Genomic DNA, 15996 nt, shown 5'->3' on the forward strand with positions numbered 1-15996 from the left:
CTTTAGGCATCAACCCGTTGGCACGGCGGTGCGCGTGAGCGGCTCCCCGAGTCGCTCGGTGCACGCCGCACCCGAGACACCCCCTCTCCCCCCAGGCATCCGCACGATGCCGGGGCGGAGGGGGTGTTTCCGTGCCCGAGATATGCCCGAGAGAGCGTCGGCTCCCGGCACCCGAGCGGGGAAACGGGGCGGGGACCGAAGGGGTTCGAATCCGGAGGGAGGGATTCGGAGGGAGCCTGAACCTGGGCACACAAATTATCGGCACTCGGGTGCATATTTTTCAGTGTTTTTGCTTAAACCCCTCGGAAAAGCTCTCCACTTGGGGTTGAACCTACCGTACACTGTAGGTATGTCTTCTACCCGGCCCCATTTCAAACGCGTCACCACGGTAGGCGCCGTCCTCGGCGTCTTCGCATTAGGTTCCCTCGGCCTCTACGCCGTCGAGGGCTCCAGCGCCCCCGACGCATCCGCGGCCACCGCCCAGGCGCTCAACCCGGAATCCCCGGTCGTCGCCTCGACGGACCCGGTGGCAAGCCCCACCGAGAGCCCCTCGGCGGAACTCACCCCCGAAACCGTGGCGCAGCAGATGGACCGGGTCGCACAGGAGGCCTTCGGGGCGGAGGGCGCGCACCCGGTGGGCGAGGCGCAGAAGCCCTTTACCACCTCCCAGGATGCCGCCGACGTCACGGTGCAGCAGTACCAGGGCGGCGTGGTCATGCATACCGCAGCCCATGGCGCGGTGGCCATGCACTCCGGCGTCTACGCGCACTGGTGGAAGCAGCGCGAGTACAGCGATTTTGCCGGCCTCGAGGGGCTGCCGACCGGCTGGCGCTCCGAGAACGGAATCATCTACACGACTTTCGAGAAGACCGAACTCTACTGGGACACCGCGATGAACGTGCCCCGAAGCACCACGACTCTGGGCGCGCAGGACGCCCTCGTCATCGGTGACTCGCAGGTTCTGCCGACCTCGTGGGTTGGCCTGGGCCTTTCCGAGGCGGGCTTCACCTCCCACATGTTCCGGTGCGGCGGCGTTGGCTTCGTGGCCTCCCGCCCCGGCGCCTGCCCCTCCTACTACCAGGGCGTAATGGAGAGCGTCTGGGCCCTGCCCGGCGGCGCCCCCGGCGTGATTTATCTGGATGCGTCCGGCAACGACATGTACGTCGACGAGGATGAGGCGAAGGCTACGGAGCAGACGCAGGACCGCCAGACACGGGTCATCCAGCAGCTGCAACGCATGTACCCCTCCTCGAAGATTGTGCTCGGCGGCGTGGTGTCGATGAGCGAATCCGCCGCGCCCGATCCGCAGAAGGCCCACAAGCGTCACACGGCCAACGAGGCGGCGAAGGTCGTGGCTCAGCAGACCGGCGTACTCTTCATGGACACCTCGGACTGGCTGACCCTGTACCTGGCCGAGGGCGATATGGCCGACGGCCTGCACCTGAAGGACGAAACCCAGTACAAGATGGCGGCCCCCTTCGCCGCGCGGATACGCGAGTTGCTGGCTTCCTAACCCCGCATCTTCTTTTGCATAGCATGAGGCGCCGGAAAGAACCTATCTTTCCGGCGCCTCACGCTACGGTCAATTATTGGGAGGGTTCATGCAGGGCTCGTCAGGAGCCGCCCTCCGATGCGTCCGGGTTATGGCCGAGACCTATAAACCGAGGAGGTCTACGCAGCCAGGCGCTGGTCCTTCTGTGCCTCGGCGCGTTCGTGGGCGCGCACGCCGTCGGCCAGGCGGCGCTGCTGGCGCTCGCGGGCGGCCTGCTTCTCACGCTGTTCGGCGGCCCAGGCGACGGGGTCAATGCCCACGGGCTCGTAATGCCACTCACCCACGTAGTCGCGAATCGGGGCCACCCAGGTCACGGGGATGCCTCGGCGCAGGTACACCTCGTGCTCGTTATCTTCAAAGGCGTGGATGATGCGGTGGCCGTCTGCCTCCAGGGAATCCAGGATGGAGCTCTTCCAGGCGGCGGTGTCGGACTGGTCGCGGCCGGGCTTGGCAATCACGTACTTGGGGTTGATGCCGGCGCGGGCGATGAACTCGTTCAGTTCCTTCATGTAGGTGCCGTCGCGGCCGGTAATCACGGCAATCTGAGCGCCGGTCTGTTCAGCCATATCGCGTACGCTATCGGCCACCTCAACGTTCACGGTGGCGTGGCGGATGGCCTTGAAAAAGCGGCGGTAGCTGGTGAAGAAACCGCTCAGATACTTGTCCATCTGGTCTCGGTTGCTGGCAAGAGTGCCGTCAATATCGACTGCAATCAGGTCCATGAGGGGTCTCACTTTCAACCCGCGCGGGAGGATGCGCCCGGTGACGGCGCGGCGGAAGATTCCCGTGCGGTGTGGCTGGTTTATCGGTGCGTTTGCCACACCCCGGTGTGGGTGTAGCCTTTCTAGATTACCTCTTTCCGTAAAGTTTTGTCTCGTCAGCGGTCATATATTAAGCCGTGCTGATCGCTTTTTGGACGCATCTCACCCCCTTGCAGACCGGGGTCCGCGAGGGAGGTGAAGGACAGAAGCGGGCGCTACGGGCCCGAATACGACGATTATGCGCCCTAGAGCGAGGAACTAGAGCAGGGAACCGGAGCCACGGCGCACCAGCACCATGCCGGCCGGTGCCACGATGCGCAGCCACTCGTCCGAGCCCACGCGGGCGGCGAAGACGGGAAGCTCACCGGTAAAGCCCTCGGGGATGAAACCGTACACGCGCAGAGCAAAGGCGGCACCGGTGGGAACCTGCACGCCGTCAAAGGCAGGCAGGTACTCCAGCACCATGGGCGAGGACCAGATGCGAGAGCGTACCGTCGTCAGAACCGCAGCCCCCGGGTTCTCGGGCAGGGCGCGGTCCACGGCCTCCAGGCCCTCGGCGGTGGCTCGGGCAAACTCCTCGACCGGCACGGTGCCCACCTCGGACCAGCCGCGCACGGGGGTTGCCTTACCGGTCCAGCCGGCGTTGACGGTCACCGGGGGCATGTAGAGCACGAGCTCGGGGTTCTGCTGCCCCTCGGCGCTCTGCTGCTCGGCTCCCTGCTGTTCGGCCTGCTTCTGCAGCCGAGCCAGGCGTTCCTGCAGGGCCTGGGCCCGGACCGTCATGTCCAGGGCGGATTCGGCGGCGAGGTGCAAGGCGCGCATCCCCATGATGACGGGTGCGGTCGAGGAAGCGTCCTCGGGCTCCAGGGAGCAGGCGAAGACTGCCAGCACGCGGCCGCGGGCGGTCAGGCGGATCGCCGCATCCGGGTTTACGGCCAGAGCGCGGGAGATGTAGGTGGCCAGGTCCTTCACCACGGCGGCGCCGTGCGCGCCTCCGGGTAGGATCAGGTAGGGCTCCTCCACGCCTTCGTGGGGGTTGTACTTGAGCTCGATGGGGGCGCGGGTGCCGTCTTCAGCGGCGGGTGCGGGATTCTTCTCGGACGGGGTGCTCATCGTAGCTCCTTGGGTTATTCTCTATCTCTTCGCTCCGAGGCGGTCGGTGCAGGCCGCGCGCGTCTCAGAGTGTGCCTTCCCACTCTACGCCACCTTCGGCCCCTCTGAAAACGTGGGAAAATGAAAGCATGATTAAGCCCACTGTGACTCAGAACCTCATGCGGATGCTGGACCTCTCCCCCGTCGAGGCGGCGCCCGCCTCCTTCGGCAGCGATGAGGTACTCAGCGGCGTGACGCTCACCCGCGAGCAGCCTCGTACCTTTGGCGGCCAGGTGCTCGCCCAGTCGATTATTGCCGCCGACCGTACGGTTGAGGGGAAGGCCCTGCACTCCATCCACGCGTACTTCCTGCGCCCCGGGGATATTGAACGGGAGCTGTTCTTCTCCACGCAGCGCCTGAACGATAGCCGCTCCTTCTCGACCCGCCGCGTGCAGGTGTTCCAGGATGAGGCACCCATGTTCTCGGCGATTATGTCTTTCCAGGCTGAGAGCCGCGGCCCCGAGCACACCGCAGTGACCATGCCTGATGTCCCGGACCCCGAGTCCCTGCCGAAGGTCAGCGACTACCTGGGCGAGTTGCCGCATCCGATTGCGCAGGCGGTGGCGTGGGAGCGCCCGATTGATATGCGCCACGTGGATGCGCCCCTGTACACTCAGCCGGATTCCTCCTCGACGGAGCCGCGTGCCTGCGTGTGGTTCAAGACCTTTGACCGCCTGGTGCACGCTGATGGTTCTGAGGCCTCGGAGGCGGAGCACCGCGCCGCTATCGCCTATGCTTCGGATTATCTGCCGTTGGAGCCGGCTCTGCGCCGTCACGGCAAGTTTTGGCTGGAGCCGGGCCTCAAGAGCGCCTCACTGGATCACGCGATGTGGTTCCACCGTTCGGCGCGCGCCGACGAGTGGTTGCTGTACGTGCTGGATTCCCCGAGTGCCCAGGGTGGCAGGATGCTCGCGCAGGGTTCGATTTTCAATCGTTCCGGTGAGCTGGTGGCGACCGTGGCGCAGGAAATGATGTTCCGTCTGCCGGAATATCGATAAAGCGGAGCACCGCTAGAGTTTCGGCGCTACGAGAGCGTAAAACGTCAGAGCATACAGAAAGACCGTGTGAGGTGGTTGTCTCACACGGTCTTTCTTATGTTCTAGTGTACGTTCTAGACGGGGCGAAGAAGCTCTTATTTGGCTTCGACGTCAATCACACCGTCCGGGGAAATGTGCACGGTGCTCTTGGTGCGGCGGGAAACAAAGAAGTCACCCACGAATACCAGACCGGTCACCAGAAGACCCAGTGCTGCCATCCATACTGCCGCCACGCCGAAGAACATCGGGAACAGCACCACGAGCAAGCCCAGAATAAGGGTACCAATAGCAGAGAGCTGCAGGTGGCGTCCGGCGGCGTAGCTCAGGTATTTCATGGCCTGGGCAGTCATCAGACGAATCAGCGCCCACATAATCATCCACGCACCCACAATGGTCGGGATGAAGGTTGCCTGTTCACCCACCGAGGCAGTCAGCAGAATCAGGCCAGCCACCACGGTCAAGATGCCGTCAACCAGGTCCCAGCCGGTACGTGCCTGCTTTGGCGTGCCGAAGTAACGCACCAGTTCAAACACGCCACCAAGCCACACCGAAATGGAGAACACATAACCCAGAACTACCAGCGGAATAGCGGGATTGGCGAACATGTAGATTGCCGCTGCAATCAGCAACAGACCGGTAACCAAGGACATCCAGTTATATTTTGAAAGCATAATGCTCTTCTCTTCGTAATCACATGTGTCAGTTGCACTTACGTGCATACCCATTATAAACCGTGAATATGAAATCCGCCACGATATATCGGTCGCCACTGAGCGAACTATTTCTACCGACGAATAACCCACCACGTAGCGGAACAACACGTGAGATAGCAGGACTATACCCCTTCCCCAGCAGACACAGCGAAGCCCCGCCTCCTGCGTCATAACAGCATCAGGAGGCGGGGCTCACCACCAAACCCTATCGGGTCAGCTTGCGGTGCACCACGCGGTGCGGCTTGGCGGCCTCGGGGCCGAGGCGCTCAATCTTGTTCTTCTCGTAGGACTCGAAGTTACCCTCGAACCAGTACCACTGATCCGGGTTCTCATCGGTGCCCTCCCACGCCAGGATGTGGGTTGCCACGCGGTCCAGGAACCAACGGTCGTGAGAGACGACCACGGCGCAGCCGGGGAATTCCAGCAGCGCATTTTCCAGGGATGCGAGGGTCTCAACATCCAGGTCGTTAGTGGGCTCGTCGAGCAGCAGCAGGTTACCGCCCTGCTTGAGGGTCAGCGCCAGGTTCAGGCGGTTGCGCTCACCACCGGAGAGCACGCCGGCCTTCTTCTGCTGGTCCGGGCCCTTGAAGCCGAACGCGGAAACGTACGCACGCGAAGGCATTTCAACGTTGCCGACCTGGATGTAGTCCAGACCGTCAGAGACGACCTCCCAGAGGCTCTTCTCCGGGTCGATGTTCGCGCGGTTCTGGTCAACGTACGAGATCTTCACGGTCTCGCCGACCTTCAGCTCGCCGCCGTCCAGGGGCTCCAGGCCAACGATGGTCTTGAACAGGGTGGACTTACCCACACCGTTAGGACCAATCACACCGACAATGCCGTTACGGGGCAGGGAGAAGGACAGGCCGTTAATCAGGGAACGGCCGTCGAAGCCCTTCTGCAGGTTCTCAGCCTCGATAACCACGTTACCCAGGCGGGGTCCCGGCGGAATCTGGATCTCTTCGAAGTCAAGCTTGCGGGTCTTCTCGGCCTCCGCAGCCATCTCCTCGTAGCGGGCCAGACGAGCCTTCGACTTGGCCTGGCGGCCCTTCGAGTTCGAGCGGACCCAGTCCAGTTCCTCGCTCAGGCGCTTGGCGAGCTTGGCGTCCTTCTTGCCCTGAACCTCAAGGCGGGAGCGCTTCTTCTCCAGGTAGGTGGAGTAGTTACCCTCGTAGGGGTAGAGGTTACCGCGGTCGACCTCTGCAATCCACTCGGCCACGTGGTCGAGGAAGTAACGGTCGTGGGTCACGGCGATGACGGCGCCCTCGTAGGACTGCAGGTGCTGCTCCAGCCAGAGCACGGACTCTGCGTCCAGGTGGTTGGTGGGCTCGTCGAGCAGCAGCAGGTCGGGCTTCTGCAGCAGCAGCTTGCACAGCGCCACGCGGCGGCGCTCACCACCGGAGAGGTGGGTGACGGGCGTGTCGGCGGGCGGGCAGCGCAGCGCCTCCATAGCCTGCTCCAGCTGGGAGTCCAGGTCCCACGCGTTGGCGGCGTCGATAGCCTCCTGCAGCTGACCCATTTCCTCCATGAGGGCGTCAAAGTCGGCGTCGGGCTCAGCCATGAGGGCGGAAATCTCGTTGAAGCGGTCGAGTTTGGCCTTAATCTCGCCCACGCCCTCCTCAACGTTGCCCAGAACGGTCTTCTCTTCGTTCAGCGGCGGCTCCTGCAGCAGGATACCCACGGTGTAGCCGGGGGTCAGGCGTGCCTCGCCGTTGGAGGGCTGGTCGAGGCCAGCCATAATCTTGAGGATGGTCGACTTACCCGCGCCGTTCGGGCCAACCATACCGATCTTGGCGCCGGGGAAGAACGACATCGTCACGTCGTTAAGGATGACCTTGTCGCCCACGGTCTTGCGGGCCTTGATCATCTGATAAATAAATTCAGCCATAGTTACCTATTTTAGCGTGGATTCGCCGGGTGTTACGAGAGATTTGGCGAAGGGCACTAGACTCGAAAGTATGAGTACCCGACAGTATCGCCCCGAGAGCATCGACCGCTCCCCCGCTCGCACCCCGGAGGGGGTCACGGATTCCGTCCCCGGGGAGCCCGAAACCTTCGGAGCCCCCGGAGCAGGCGGAGCAGGTGGAGAGCTCACCGCCGAGTCCCTTCAGCCGGTTCTGCACCGCCTCGCGCTCGCCATGCCGTTGGCAACCTCCGACCAGCCGTTCGGGCCCGAACACACGGTGTACAGGGTAGGCGGCAAGATGTTCGCCATGTACACCGAGGGCATCGGCTACCCCATTGCGAACCTGAAGACCGACCCCGAGGAATCGGAGGTGCTGCAGCGCATCTACCCCTCCATCATTCCGGCCTGGCATATGAACAAGCGACACTGGATTTCGGTGAGTGCCGGTGAGGGCGTGACCGAGCGGGTGCTTGCCGAACTTGTGGAGGATGCCTACCTGCGCGTCATGTACTCACTGCCCAAGTCGAATCGGCCCATCGAATTTCGCGAGCGCCCCGTACCCGAAAAGCACTGACGGCCGGAGGCGCGTGCTGGGCAACCGGGCGCGCGCGGGCGGGGTAGAGCGGAGGGTTTAAAAAGCGGAACGGGTGGGCATCCAATCCGGACCATTGGATGCTCACCCGTAAGCATAGGTACTTTTACCCGCGCGACGGAGGGTCATCAACCACGATGAACGCTCGAACCACCAAGCTCCCATCCCATAAAGTGCGGGGTGCTTATACCATGCACCACTGATTAACACTGGGATGAATGAAGTTCTCAGACCGGGCATCCCATGCAGAGGATGCACCCGCGTGATGGCGTCATCTACCCCCGAGGTGAAACTCAGCCGAATCATGCAGTTCGACCGAGTGGGGATTACATGCTTCGCCCGCACTACCGGCACGGGAGAAGTCTGCTCTCGGGATAATCATAACCTTTTTGCATTAAAGTGTCATATTTTGATTGAGGATTCACGGAATCTTTCATTGAACGTAGATCAACTCGGTTGATTTTCTCGCGTCATACGTTGATTATTCCCTCAATCAAGCCTTGACCTGGGCTTTTACCGCGATAAGCGCCTCCGCACTCCGGGTGCCGACGGCCCGCAAAAACCCACCGCTCGGGTGCACTCCGTGCAACCGGGCTAGGATGCGGCGCCCGCTTCGGGAGCCGAAGCCTCAGACGATGCAGGCTCCGAGGAGGCAGCCTCGGCGGCATCCTTCTGCTGCTTCGTCTTCTTCTGAGCCGCCTTCGCGGGGTTCGCAAAATGCACCCCGCGCTCGGCCAGGAAGCGGCGGTCCTTCTTATCCCACTGCTCCACCGGGTACGCCTCCAGCAGGTCCGGGCGGCGCTCCAGGGTTCGCTCAATTTGGCGGTCACGACGCCAACGCGCAATCGCGCCGTGATTACCCGACAGCAGCACCTCCGGCACCTTGCGGTCGCGCCACACGGCGGGCTTCGTGTACACAGGGTACTCCAGCAGACCGCCCGTGTGCGACTCCTCCTCGAGGGAGGCGGGGTTGCCCATCGCGCCGGGAATCAGTCGAGTAATGGCCTCAATCATCGCCATGACCGCGACCTCACCGCCGTAGAGCACGTAGTCGCCCAGGGACACAGGCATCACGCGGAAACCCTCCTGCGCCCAGTCCAGCACACGCTCGTCGATGCCCTCGTAGCGCGCCGGGGCGAAGACGATGTGCTTCTCCTCCGCCAGCTCGTACGCCATCGCCTGGTCGAAGACGGCACCCGCCGGGGACGGAACGATGAGCAGCGGGCGGGTATCTGCGGCGGGGTCGGTACCCTCAGCAGAGTCTTCGGTGGCAGTCTGCAGCGGGGAGGCGGCCAGCACCTCGTCCAGGGCCAGGCCCCACGGCTCGGGCTTCATGACCATGCCCGCGCCACCACCGTACGGGGTGTCATCCACAGTGCGGTGACGGTCAAAGGTGTAATCGCGCAGGTCGTGCAGGTGCAGGTCCACCAGGCCCTTCTCGCGCGCCTTGCCCAGCAGGGACAGCTTCAGCGGTTCCAGGTACTCGGGGAAAATCGTGACCACGTCGTAGCGCACGGACTACTCCCCCGCCCGTTCGGTGGCCTGTTCGGCTTCCTCAACCAGGTCAATCAGACCCGCCGGAGGGGTCAACAGCACGAAGCCGGGCTCCTCCTCGGTGGAGGGAACCACCTCGGGCACGATCTCCTCGACGAAGGGAATCATGATTTCCTCGCCCGCGCCGGAGGCCAAGCGCGGCGAACGAGCCAGCTTAATGAGCAGCAGGTCCTGGACCGGCATGGTCTGCAGCCCGGTCACCTTGCCCAGCGGCTCGCCCACGGCCGGGTTATCCACGGGGCTCTCACCCTCGGGCACATCCGCCAGCAGGTACACGGGCAGGTCCACGAGCTCCTGCTCGTAGAAGCCCTCTTCCTCGCCGTCGTCCTCGGGAACCTCGTAGACCAGGCGGGTGCCGCGCAGCTCCTCCGCCTGGTTGCGGGTGGTCACCTCGTCAAAGCGGACCACCAGAATCTTCTTGTTCCAGCGGGCACCGGCAACCGTCAGCTCGCCGGCGGGGGCCACCGAAGCGGCAGCAGAGCCGGGCTTGAAATTCTCGATACCGAGCACCTCACCGCGGACAAAACGCTCCTGCGGGGCGTCGGTGAAAAGCTGAACCGTCACCTCGCCGCGAATACCGTGCGGCTTACCGATACGAGCCACCACAACCTGCATAATTTTCCTCCGCTGGGTACAAGTCGAACCTATGCCGCGCGTCTGCACGGCTCCCACTATTCTACCGGGCACTTAGGACGGGCGCATTCTGCCGCCTCGCTCCTCCCCCCTCGGCGACCGGGGTGAGCGCTCGCGAACAGAGTCCGGGTACGCGAACGCCCCCGCCTCCGGAAATCCGGAAGCGGGGGCACTTCAAACGTTACGAGCTAGCGTCGCTTCTTGTCGGTGTCGATAATGTCGATACGCATCGGCTCGCCATCAGAAATAGCGTCCATCACCAGACGGATGCTCTTGGCGGTACGACCAGACCTGCCGATAACTCGGCCCAGGTCATCCGGATGCACGCGAACCTCAAGGGTCTCGCGGTGACGCTGGGTGCGCAGGCGCACCTTCACGTCCTCCGGACGATCGACAATCCCTCGAACCAGGTGTTCGAGTGCGTCAGCCAACATGATTACTCAGCTGCTTCCTCAGCCTCAGCCTCGGGAGCTGCTTCCTCAGCAGCCTCTTCAGCCTTGGGGGTGATAGCCTCGGGCAGGATCACGGAACCCTTCTCGGGAACAACGAACTCAGCCTTAGCCTCGACGGGCAGAACCTTGGACTCTGCCTTCTCGCCCTTGAATGCAGCCCAGTCGCCCGAGAGCTTCAGCAGAGCCAGAACCTGCTCGGTCGGCTGTGCACCGACGGAGAGCCAGTACTGAACACGCTCAGAGTTGATCTCGATACGCGAGGGGTGCTCGGTCGGGTGGTAAATACCAATCTCCTCGATGGTCTTACCGTCGCGCTTGACGCGCGAATCAGCGACCACAACGCGGTAACGAGGATCGCGGATCTTACCCATACGCTTGAGACGAATCTTAACAGCCACTTTAGTGGTTACTCCTGTTTCATAATTTGGTGCGAGGCACGCGGTTCAGCACCCGTGGGGCGGGCCATTCACGGCGCCTCTATGGACACAACGGCGCGCGAAGAGAGGGGTCGCGCGTCGCCGGGTACTCAGTTAGGGTATCAGAGCCCGAGATTTTAAGCTAGCGGCCGTGCACATTTAATTGCGGTTAATCGCCGCGGGCCCCTCCATTGCCCGCAAAAGGCTGACGGAGGGGCCCGCAAGCCCCGCTAGTCGAGGTTGCTCATCTCCAGGGTCTCCCCCGTATCCAAGGCCCGGTAGCACTCGCGCAGGCGGTGCACCATCGAGGGGCGCACGTAGCCCTCCAGGTTCTCGGGGGCCACCCACTCGTAGGTCACCAGCTCGGCGTCCTGCAGGGTAATCTTCGTATCCGCCGCAATCACGCCGCCGTCATACATGTAGTAGGTGGAGTCACCCCACACGCCCAGGGCCAGGCCGTGGAAAATCAGCAGCACGCGGCCCAGCTTCAGGTCCAGGCCCAGCTCCTCCACGATTTCGCGCTCGCATCCGGGCTTGGGGGCCTCGCCAGCCTCCACAGTGCCGCCGGGCAGAATCCAGCCGTCCTTATAGTTCGGCTTGACCAGCAGCATCTCGCCACGCTCGTTGCGGATTAGAGCACCAGCCGCCAGGCGGCGCGTGGGCAGGGTCGCGATAAAAGCCTTCAGCTCTTCATCGCTCAGGTAGGTATCCCTCATCGTAGTTCTCCTTAACGTTCTTTCGGCGCGCGCACGCGACGCACCATGTTCCGGACTCGCTCGCGCAGGCTCGGGTTCGGGCTCGATTCTTCCCCGGGTTCTTCCGCGGTACGGTAGTTGCCCTCGCGCAGCTCGTCAATCAGGGTGCGCTTGGCGGGGTGATGTTCCCGCCCGCTCTCACCAGGATGCACGACCTCCGCGGGGGTCGCGGCGGGGCGACCCTCGTGGCCGTGCTTCTCCAGCTGGGTACGTTCGAAGGAACGCACGACGGCCGGAATCAGCGCGGATTCAACCGTGGCGTTCAGGGCAAAGAGTGCCGCAGCTACCGAGAACTTGCGGCTCGCCCTACCCTGAGCGCGGCGGCGGCGCGCCACGGCCGCCAGGGTCATAGCGATAGCGCTCTGAGCGGTAACGTCCGCACCCAGGGCAAGCCCCACGCGGCGGGTCTTCGCGCGAATCTGCTCCGGGGTCAGACGCTTGCGGCGCGAACGCGGAGCAGAGCCCTGTACGAAAGGGCCCTGCGGCGCAGGGGGCTGGGGCGCCGGGTCTTGGGGTGTGCTCGGCGCAGGCTCATCGCTCGCCGCGGCATCATTCGCGAGCGCGGCGGAACCCTCGGAAGCCCGCTGGATTACCGATGCTTCGTGCGGCTCCTCGTGCGACACGGGGTCGGCCTCGCGCAGGGCGCTGTCGAGGGACAAGCGTCCTTCTTCAGCCTCCACGAAAGAGTCCGGGACCGATCCCTCCGGCGAACCCATATGGGTGTACTCGTAGGGAATGTGCCCGTTATTGATGGCGTCCATCCACTCGGCGAGGGTCACTCGGCGACCGGTCGCCACCAGCTGATAGCTACGCTCCAGAGGCGAGGTGTAGCCATCCGGGTAGGGTTCAATCTCCTCGTCGTCCTCGAAGGAATCATCCTCCGCGGCAGTGTCCTTAGAGACAGGGCTCCCAGAGATAGTGTTCTCGGAGAAGGTAGCCTCGGCAACGGAGTCTTCCAGCGGGAAGGTAACGTCCACAGCTTCAGATGCCTGCGCCTCATCAGTAGCTTCAGCCGCATCAGCTGATTCAGCAGAACCGGCGGGCTGTGCGAGCTCCTCATCCTCGGAGCCGAAGATACGGGCCGTGCTAATCGAGGCCACGTCAAAGCCGGCGGTCGGCACCAGCGCCAGCTCGGTGGGCACGTCCAGAAGCTGCAGGACCGATTCCAGAGCCAGGGTGTTGCTCGTATCGCGAAGGTACGCGTTCAGGCGGCGGCCGGTCGTAGACTCAGCCTCAACACCGAACAACGCCATCACATTGGCGATGCTCTGCGCAAGCTCTTCCTCATCGGAACCAAAAATTTTCGAGCCGGCAAGCTCCGGAGCCGTTCCGGGAAGACCCGCGAGCAAATCCTCCAGCAGGCCGTCGTAACGGGCCAGCTCCTCCACGCTGAAGGCGCGGTTCAGGCGCTTGGGCACGCGCTGCCAGCGGAACTCCTCCACGATGCTCTCGCGAGGCTCGCCGAAAGCCTCCAGGTACCACTCGTCATCGGAGTAGGGCTCGAGGGCGGGTTCTTCGCAGACCACCAGGTGCTGCTGGTTCACGTTACCCTCAACGATCAGGGCGTTGCAGCTCAGCAGCCCCAGCAGGGCCATAAGGTCCACCGGGTCGGCCGAGATGAGGGTCCACTCCCCCGCCGGGGCGGCCACCACCTGCCGGGTACCGGCCGGAAGGTAGGCCAGGAGAAGGCCCGTAATCATGTCGATGGGCAGGTCGACGAGCATGGCGGCGTCGCCGTCCACGTAGAACTCCAGCTCCTGCACGGTGCCGGGCAGCGCCTCCCATTCGGTCGCCTCGCCCTCCATGGCGGCACCGGTGACAGGGAGCTTCTCAACCAGCTGGGCCACGTAATCCTCGATGGGGGCGCCCAGGCTCAGCGTGCCGTCTGCCACCTCCAGAACGTTCAGGTACCCCTCGGGGTCCACCGCGCAGAGCACGTGGAGCTGCACCTGCGTCTCACCCAGCTCGTAGGCGATGAGCTCGGAGTCGCCGGCCGTGGCCTCGATGAGGGCGGCAATCAGTTCCTCGTCGGTGGTGGAGCGCGCCATGATGCGGCGGCGCTGAATCTTTTCCTCCAGCTCAAGGTTCCGGTCGCTAGGCTCCTCGCCCTGCGGCTCGGTTTCGCCGCCCTCGCCCGGGCGTTCAGGGCTCACGGAATCGTCCGGGTCGGAGGGCGCGGGGGCGCTATCCCACAGGCCCGAGAGCTTGTCGACGGTCCACTCCTCGCTCTCCAGGTCGGCGGCGATGCGGTCCACCCGGCTGCGGTCCTGCCAGGAGTCCGCCGCGGAGTCCCGCATGCTGCGAGCCTCGCGGATAAGCCGCAGCAGGGTAGCGGTCACGTCGTCGACGGCCGGTTCGTCGCTCTCGCTGGAGTAAACGAGATCGCCGGTGACGTCGGCGGAGTTCTCACCGTAGTCCAGGGCAAGACGCACCCAGAGAGGAATGTATCCGGGGAGCCCGGGCAGCTGTTCGTCGTGGTCGTCAAACAAGGGCTCGAGCACCGCTCCGAGTTCCGGCTCCGTCTCGTCCGAGGCGACCTCCCCCGCGGTATCACGAGCCGGGACGCTTTCGGGCAGGGAGCCTCCGCCAGACAGTCCTCGCACCTCGCCGTGCTGGGCTTTGTCAGGCTGAATCTCGCCGTACTGGGTCTCATCGTGCTGAGTCTCGCCGGTACGCGGGTTCTCGCGCTTCCCGTTCTGCTCGTTCTGAGTCATTGTCCCTCCCTTCGGCCCCCTCATCGGGCGCCATACCGGTACGGGTGCGCACCGTAAAGTCGATGCGCACCCGTACCGCCCCTTGCGGGGTTGCGTCTGCTACTACTGCAGGAACTTCTCAAAGCCCTTCGGCAGGTTCATGCTGGACAGATCCATTTCCTGGTTCTGAGCCTGCTGACCGAAGGCAGCGCCGGCGCGTGCCTGCTGCGCCTTAGCTGCTGCCGCCTCCTGGGCCGCACGCTTCTGCGGGTTGCCGGAGCGGGCCTTCTTCTTCTTGTTGTTCTTCGCGTTCTTGCGAGCACCACCCGCTGCAGCCGCCATACCGGGCATCTGCATACCGCCGGGCATGCCGGGCATCTTGCCCGAAGCGAGCTTCTTCATCATCTTCTGAGCCTGGGCGAAGCGCTCCATCAGCTGGTTCACCTCGGACACGGTCACGCCCGCACCCTTAGCGATACGGGCACGGCGGGAACCGTTAATGATGCGCGGAGCCACGCGCTCGTGCGGGGTCATGGAGCGAACAATCGCCTCCACGCGGTCAATCTCGCGCTCGTCAAAGGCCTCGAGCTGCTGACGCATCTGAGCCGCGCCGGGCATCATCATGAGTAGCTTCTTCATGGAGCCAAGCTTACGAATCTGCTGCATCTGAGCCAGGAAGTCCTCGAAGGTGAAGTCTTCCTGGTCGATGAACTTCTTCGCCATACGGTCGGCTTCGGCCTTATCCCACTGAGCCTCGGCCTGCTCGATCAGGGTCAGGATGTCACCCATATCCAGGATGCGGCTTGCCATACGGTCCGGGTGGAACTGCTCAAAGTCGGTCACGTTCTCACCGGTGGAGGCGAACATAATCGGCTTGCCGGTCACCGAAGCCACCGACAGGGCCGCACCACCGCGGGCGTCGCCATCCAGCTTGGACAGGACAACACCGGTGAAGTCCACGCCCTCGTTGAAGGCGTTGGCGGTGTTCACGGCGTCCTGACCGATCATCGCGTCGATGACGAACAGAACTTCGTTCGGCTCAATGGCGTCGCGGATATTGCGTGCCTGCTGCATGAGCTCGGCGTCAACACCCAGACGACCCGCGGTATCGACAATCACCACGTCGTGCAGCTTGGCACGAGCCTCGGCCACACCGTCACGCGCCACCTGCACGGGGTCGCCGGTGGGCACGTCAAACTCGCTGGTCACACCGGGGTGCGGTGCGTAGACGGGCACGCCCGCGCGCTCGCCGACGACCTTCAGCTGGGTCACCGCGTTGGGGCGTTGCAGGTCGGAGGCAATCAGCATGGGGGTGTGACCCTGGCCCTTGAGCCAATAGGCCAGCTTGCCAGCCAGGGTGGTCTTACCGGCACCCTGCAGACCCGCGAGCATGATGATGGTCGGGCCGCTCTTGGCCATATTGATGCGGCGGGTAGAGCCGCCCAGGATGCTCACCAGCTCGTCGTTCACGATCTTGACGATCTGCTGGGAGGGGTTGAGCGCCTCGGAAACCTCCGCACCGAGGGCGCGCTCCTTCACGTGGGCGACGAACTCGCGGACCACGGGCACCGCGACGTCGGCGTCGAGCAGGGCGCGACGGATTTCGCGGACGGTTGCATCAATGTCTGCCTCGGAGAGGCGGCCCTTGCCGCGCAGGTTCTTAAAGGTTGCCGTCAAGCGGTCGGAGAGAGAATTGAACACGATCCGTGATCACTTTCTTAACGTTGAGGTGGCCCCCACCGCGGGGGCGTGCGGGGATGGTTAGTCAGTCCTTAAGGATACA

At 63.7% G+C, this 15996-nt stretch carries 14 protein-coding genes; 3 read left to right on the top strand and 11 right to left on the bottom strand.

Annotation, left to right across the window (positions count from 1 at the left end; genetic code table 11):
• Window positions 1-349 precede the first annotated feature (349 nt).
• The gene (locus tag ADJ95_RS00160; RefSeq protein ID WP_049331349.1) at window positions 350-1513 is read left to right on the top strand and encodes an SGNH/GDSL hydrolase family protein; all 1164 of its coding nucleotides are present in this window, start codon (window positions 350-352) and stop codon (window positions 1511-1513) included.
• Between the two features lie 158 nt (window positions 1514-1671).
• Here ADJ95_RS00160 and ADJ95_RS00165 read toward each other — a convergent pair whose 3' ends face one another.
• Together ADJ95_RS00165 and ADJ95_RS00170 are read right to left on the bottom strand one after the other, a co-directional pair.
• Window positions 1672-2274 carry a peptidase gene (locus ADJ95_RS00165; protein ID WP_049331353.1) on the bottom strand — a complete coding sequence of 201 codons (603 nt, stop codon included), beginning with the start codon at window positions 2272-2274 and terminating at the stop codon, window positions 1672-1674.
• A gap of 297 nt (window positions 2275-2571) precedes the next feature.
• The gene (locus tag ADJ95_RS00170; protein WP_053088793.1) at window positions 2572-3426 is read right to left on the bottom strand and encodes a hypothetical protein; all 855 of its coding nucleotides are present in this window, start codon (window positions 3424-3426) and stop codon (window positions 2572-2574) included.
• 128 nt (window positions 3427-3554) lie between these two features.
• Here ADJ95_RS00170 and ADJ95_RS00175 point away from each other — a divergent pair, with 128 nt between their 5' ends.
• A complete protein-coding gene (locus tag ADJ95_RS00175; protein WP_049331359.1) occupies window positions 3555-4463 on the top strand; it encodes an acyl-CoA thioesterase in 909 nt (302 codons plus the stop codon).
• Window positions 4464-4597: 134 nt separating this feature from the next.
• Here ADJ95_RS00175 and ADJ95_RS00180 read toward each other — a convergent pair whose 3' ends face one another.
• Window positions 4598-5173 (bottom strand): HdeD family acid-resistance protein, encoded by a 576-nt coding sequence (locus ADJ95_RS00180; RefSeq protein ID WP_239662735.1) that lies wholly within the window; start codon window positions 5171-5173, stop codon window positions 4598-4600.
• A 247-nt stretch (window positions 5174-5420) separates the two neighbouring features.
• Window positions 5421-7100: an energy-dependent translational throttle protein EttA gene (gene ettA / locus ADJ95_RS00185; RefSeq protein ID WP_049331362.1), complete on the bottom strand. Its 1680-nt coding sequence runs from the start codon at window positions 7098-7100 to the stop codon at window positions 5421-5423.
• A gap of 70 nt (window positions 7101-7170) precedes the next feature.
• On the opposite strand from ettA, the gene ADJ95_RS00190 reads away from it, so the two are divergent.
• Window positions 7171-7692, top strand: a complete 522-nt coding sequence (locus ADJ95_RS00190; protein ID WP_239662736.1) for an MmcQ/YjbR family DNA-binding protein — start codon at window positions 7171-7173, stop codon at window positions 7690-7692.
• Between the two features lie 612 nt (window positions 7693-8304).
• Here ADJ95_RS00190 and trmD read toward each other — a convergent pair.
• The 7 genes from trmD to ffh all read right to left on the bottom strand — a co-directional run bounded on the left by trmD (window position 8305) and on the right by ffh (window position 15914).
• Window positions 8305-9225 carry a tRNA (guanosine(37)-N1)-methyltransferase TrmD gene (trmD, locus tag ADJ95_RS00195; protein ID WP_049331365.1) on the bottom strand — a complete coding sequence of 307 codons (921 nt, stop codon included), beginning with the start codon at window positions 9223-9225 and terminating at the stop codon, window positions 8305-8307.
• 3 nt (window positions 9226-9228) lie between these two features.
• Complete coding sequence (rimM, locus tag ADJ95_RS00200; RefSeq protein WP_049331366.1) at window positions 9229-9879, bottom strand: ribosome maturation factor RimM; 651 nt, start codon at window positions 9877-9879, stop codon at window positions 9229-9231.
• 206 nt (window positions 9880-10085) lie between these two features.
• The gene (locus ADJ95_RS00205; protein ID WP_005505691.1) at window positions 10086-10331 is read right to left on the bottom strand and encodes an RNA-binding protein; all 246 of its coding nucleotides are present in this window, start codon (window positions 10329-10331) and stop codon (window positions 10086-10088) included.
• A 2-nt stretch (window positions 10332-10333) separates the two neighbouring features.
• Window positions 10334-10747 (bottom strand): 30S ribosomal protein S16, encoded by a 414-nt coding sequence (rpsP, locus tag ADJ95_RS00210; RefSeq protein ID WP_049331370.1) that lies wholly within the window; start codon window positions 10745-10747, stop codon window positions 10334-10336.
• 248 nt (window positions 10748-10995) lie between these two features.
• Entirely contained in the window at window positions 10996-11481 is a 486-nt protein-coding gene (locus ADJ95_RS00215; protein ID WP_049331372.1) for an NUDIX domain-containing protein, read from the bottom strand.
• Window positions 11482-11492: 11 nt separating this feature from the next.
• The gene (locus ADJ95_RS00220) at window positions 11493-14234 is read right to left on the bottom strand and encodes a hypothetical protein (RefSeq protein WP_080974896.1); all 2742 of its coding nucleotides are present in this window, start codon (window positions 14232-14234) and stop codon (window positions 11493-11495) included.
• Between the two features lie 102 nt (window positions 14235-14336).
• Window positions 14337-15914 (bottom strand): signal recognition particle protein, encoded by a 1578-nt coding sequence (ffh, locus tag ADJ95_RS00225; protein ID WP_049331374.1) that lies wholly within the window; start codon window positions 15912-15914, stop codon window positions 14337-14339.
• Between the last annotated feature and the right edge of the window lie 82 nt (window positions 15915-15996).

The sequence above is a fragment of the Rothia mucilaginosa genome (assembly GCF_001061665.1).
In the GTDB taxonomy this organism is placed as follows: Bacteria; Actinomycetota; Actinomycetes; order Actinomycetales; family Micrococcaceae; genus Rothia; species Rothia mucilaginosa_A.

Bases quoted from the DNA above. Each gene is read 5' to 3' on its own strand.
- ADJ95_RS00180 (WP_239662735.1), bottom strand. From the start codon at position 5,173: ATGCTTTCAAAATATAACTGGATGTCCTTGGTTACCGGTCTGTTGCTG.
- ADJ95_RS00190 (WP_239662736.1), top strand. From the start codon at position 7,171: ATGAGTACCCGACAGTATCGCCCCGAGAGCATCGACCGCTCCCCCGCT.
- ettA (WP_049331362.1), bottom strand. From the start codon at position 7,100: ATGGCTGAATTTATTTATCAGATGATCAAGGCCCGCAAGACCGTGGGC.
- ADJ95_RS00175 (WP_049331359.1), top strand. From the start codon at position 3,555: ATGATTAAGCCCACTGTGACTCAGAACCTCATGCGGATGCTGGACCTC.
- ADJ95_RS00205 (WP_005505691.1), bottom strand. From the start codon at position 10,331: ATGTTGGCTGACGCACTCGAACACCTGGTTCGAGGGATTGTCGATCGT.
- ADJ95_RS00170 (WP_053088793.1), bottom strand. From the start codon at position 3,426: ATGAGCACCCCGTCCGAGAAGAATCCCGCACCCGCCGCTGAAGACGGC.
- ADJ95_RS00220 (WP_080974896.1), bottom strand. From the start codon at position 14,234: ATGACTCAGAACGAGCAGAACGGGAAGCGCGAGAACCCGCGTACCGGC.
- rimM (WP_049331366.1), bottom strand. From the start codon at position 9,879: ATGCAGGTTGTGGTGGCTCGTATCGGTAAGCCGCACGGTATTCGCGGC.
- ADJ95_RS00165 (WP_049331353.1), bottom strand. From the start codon at position 2,274: ATGGACCTGATTGCAGTCGATATTGACGGCACTCTTGCCAGCAACCGA.
- ADJ95_RS00215 (WP_049331372.1), bottom strand. From the start codon at position 11,481: ATGAGGGATACCTACCTGAGCGATGAAGAGCTGAAGGCTTTTATCGCG.
- ADJ95_RS00160 (WP_049331349.1), top strand. From the start codon at position 350: ATGTCTTCTACCCGGCCCCATTTCAAACGCGTCACCACGGTAGGCGCC.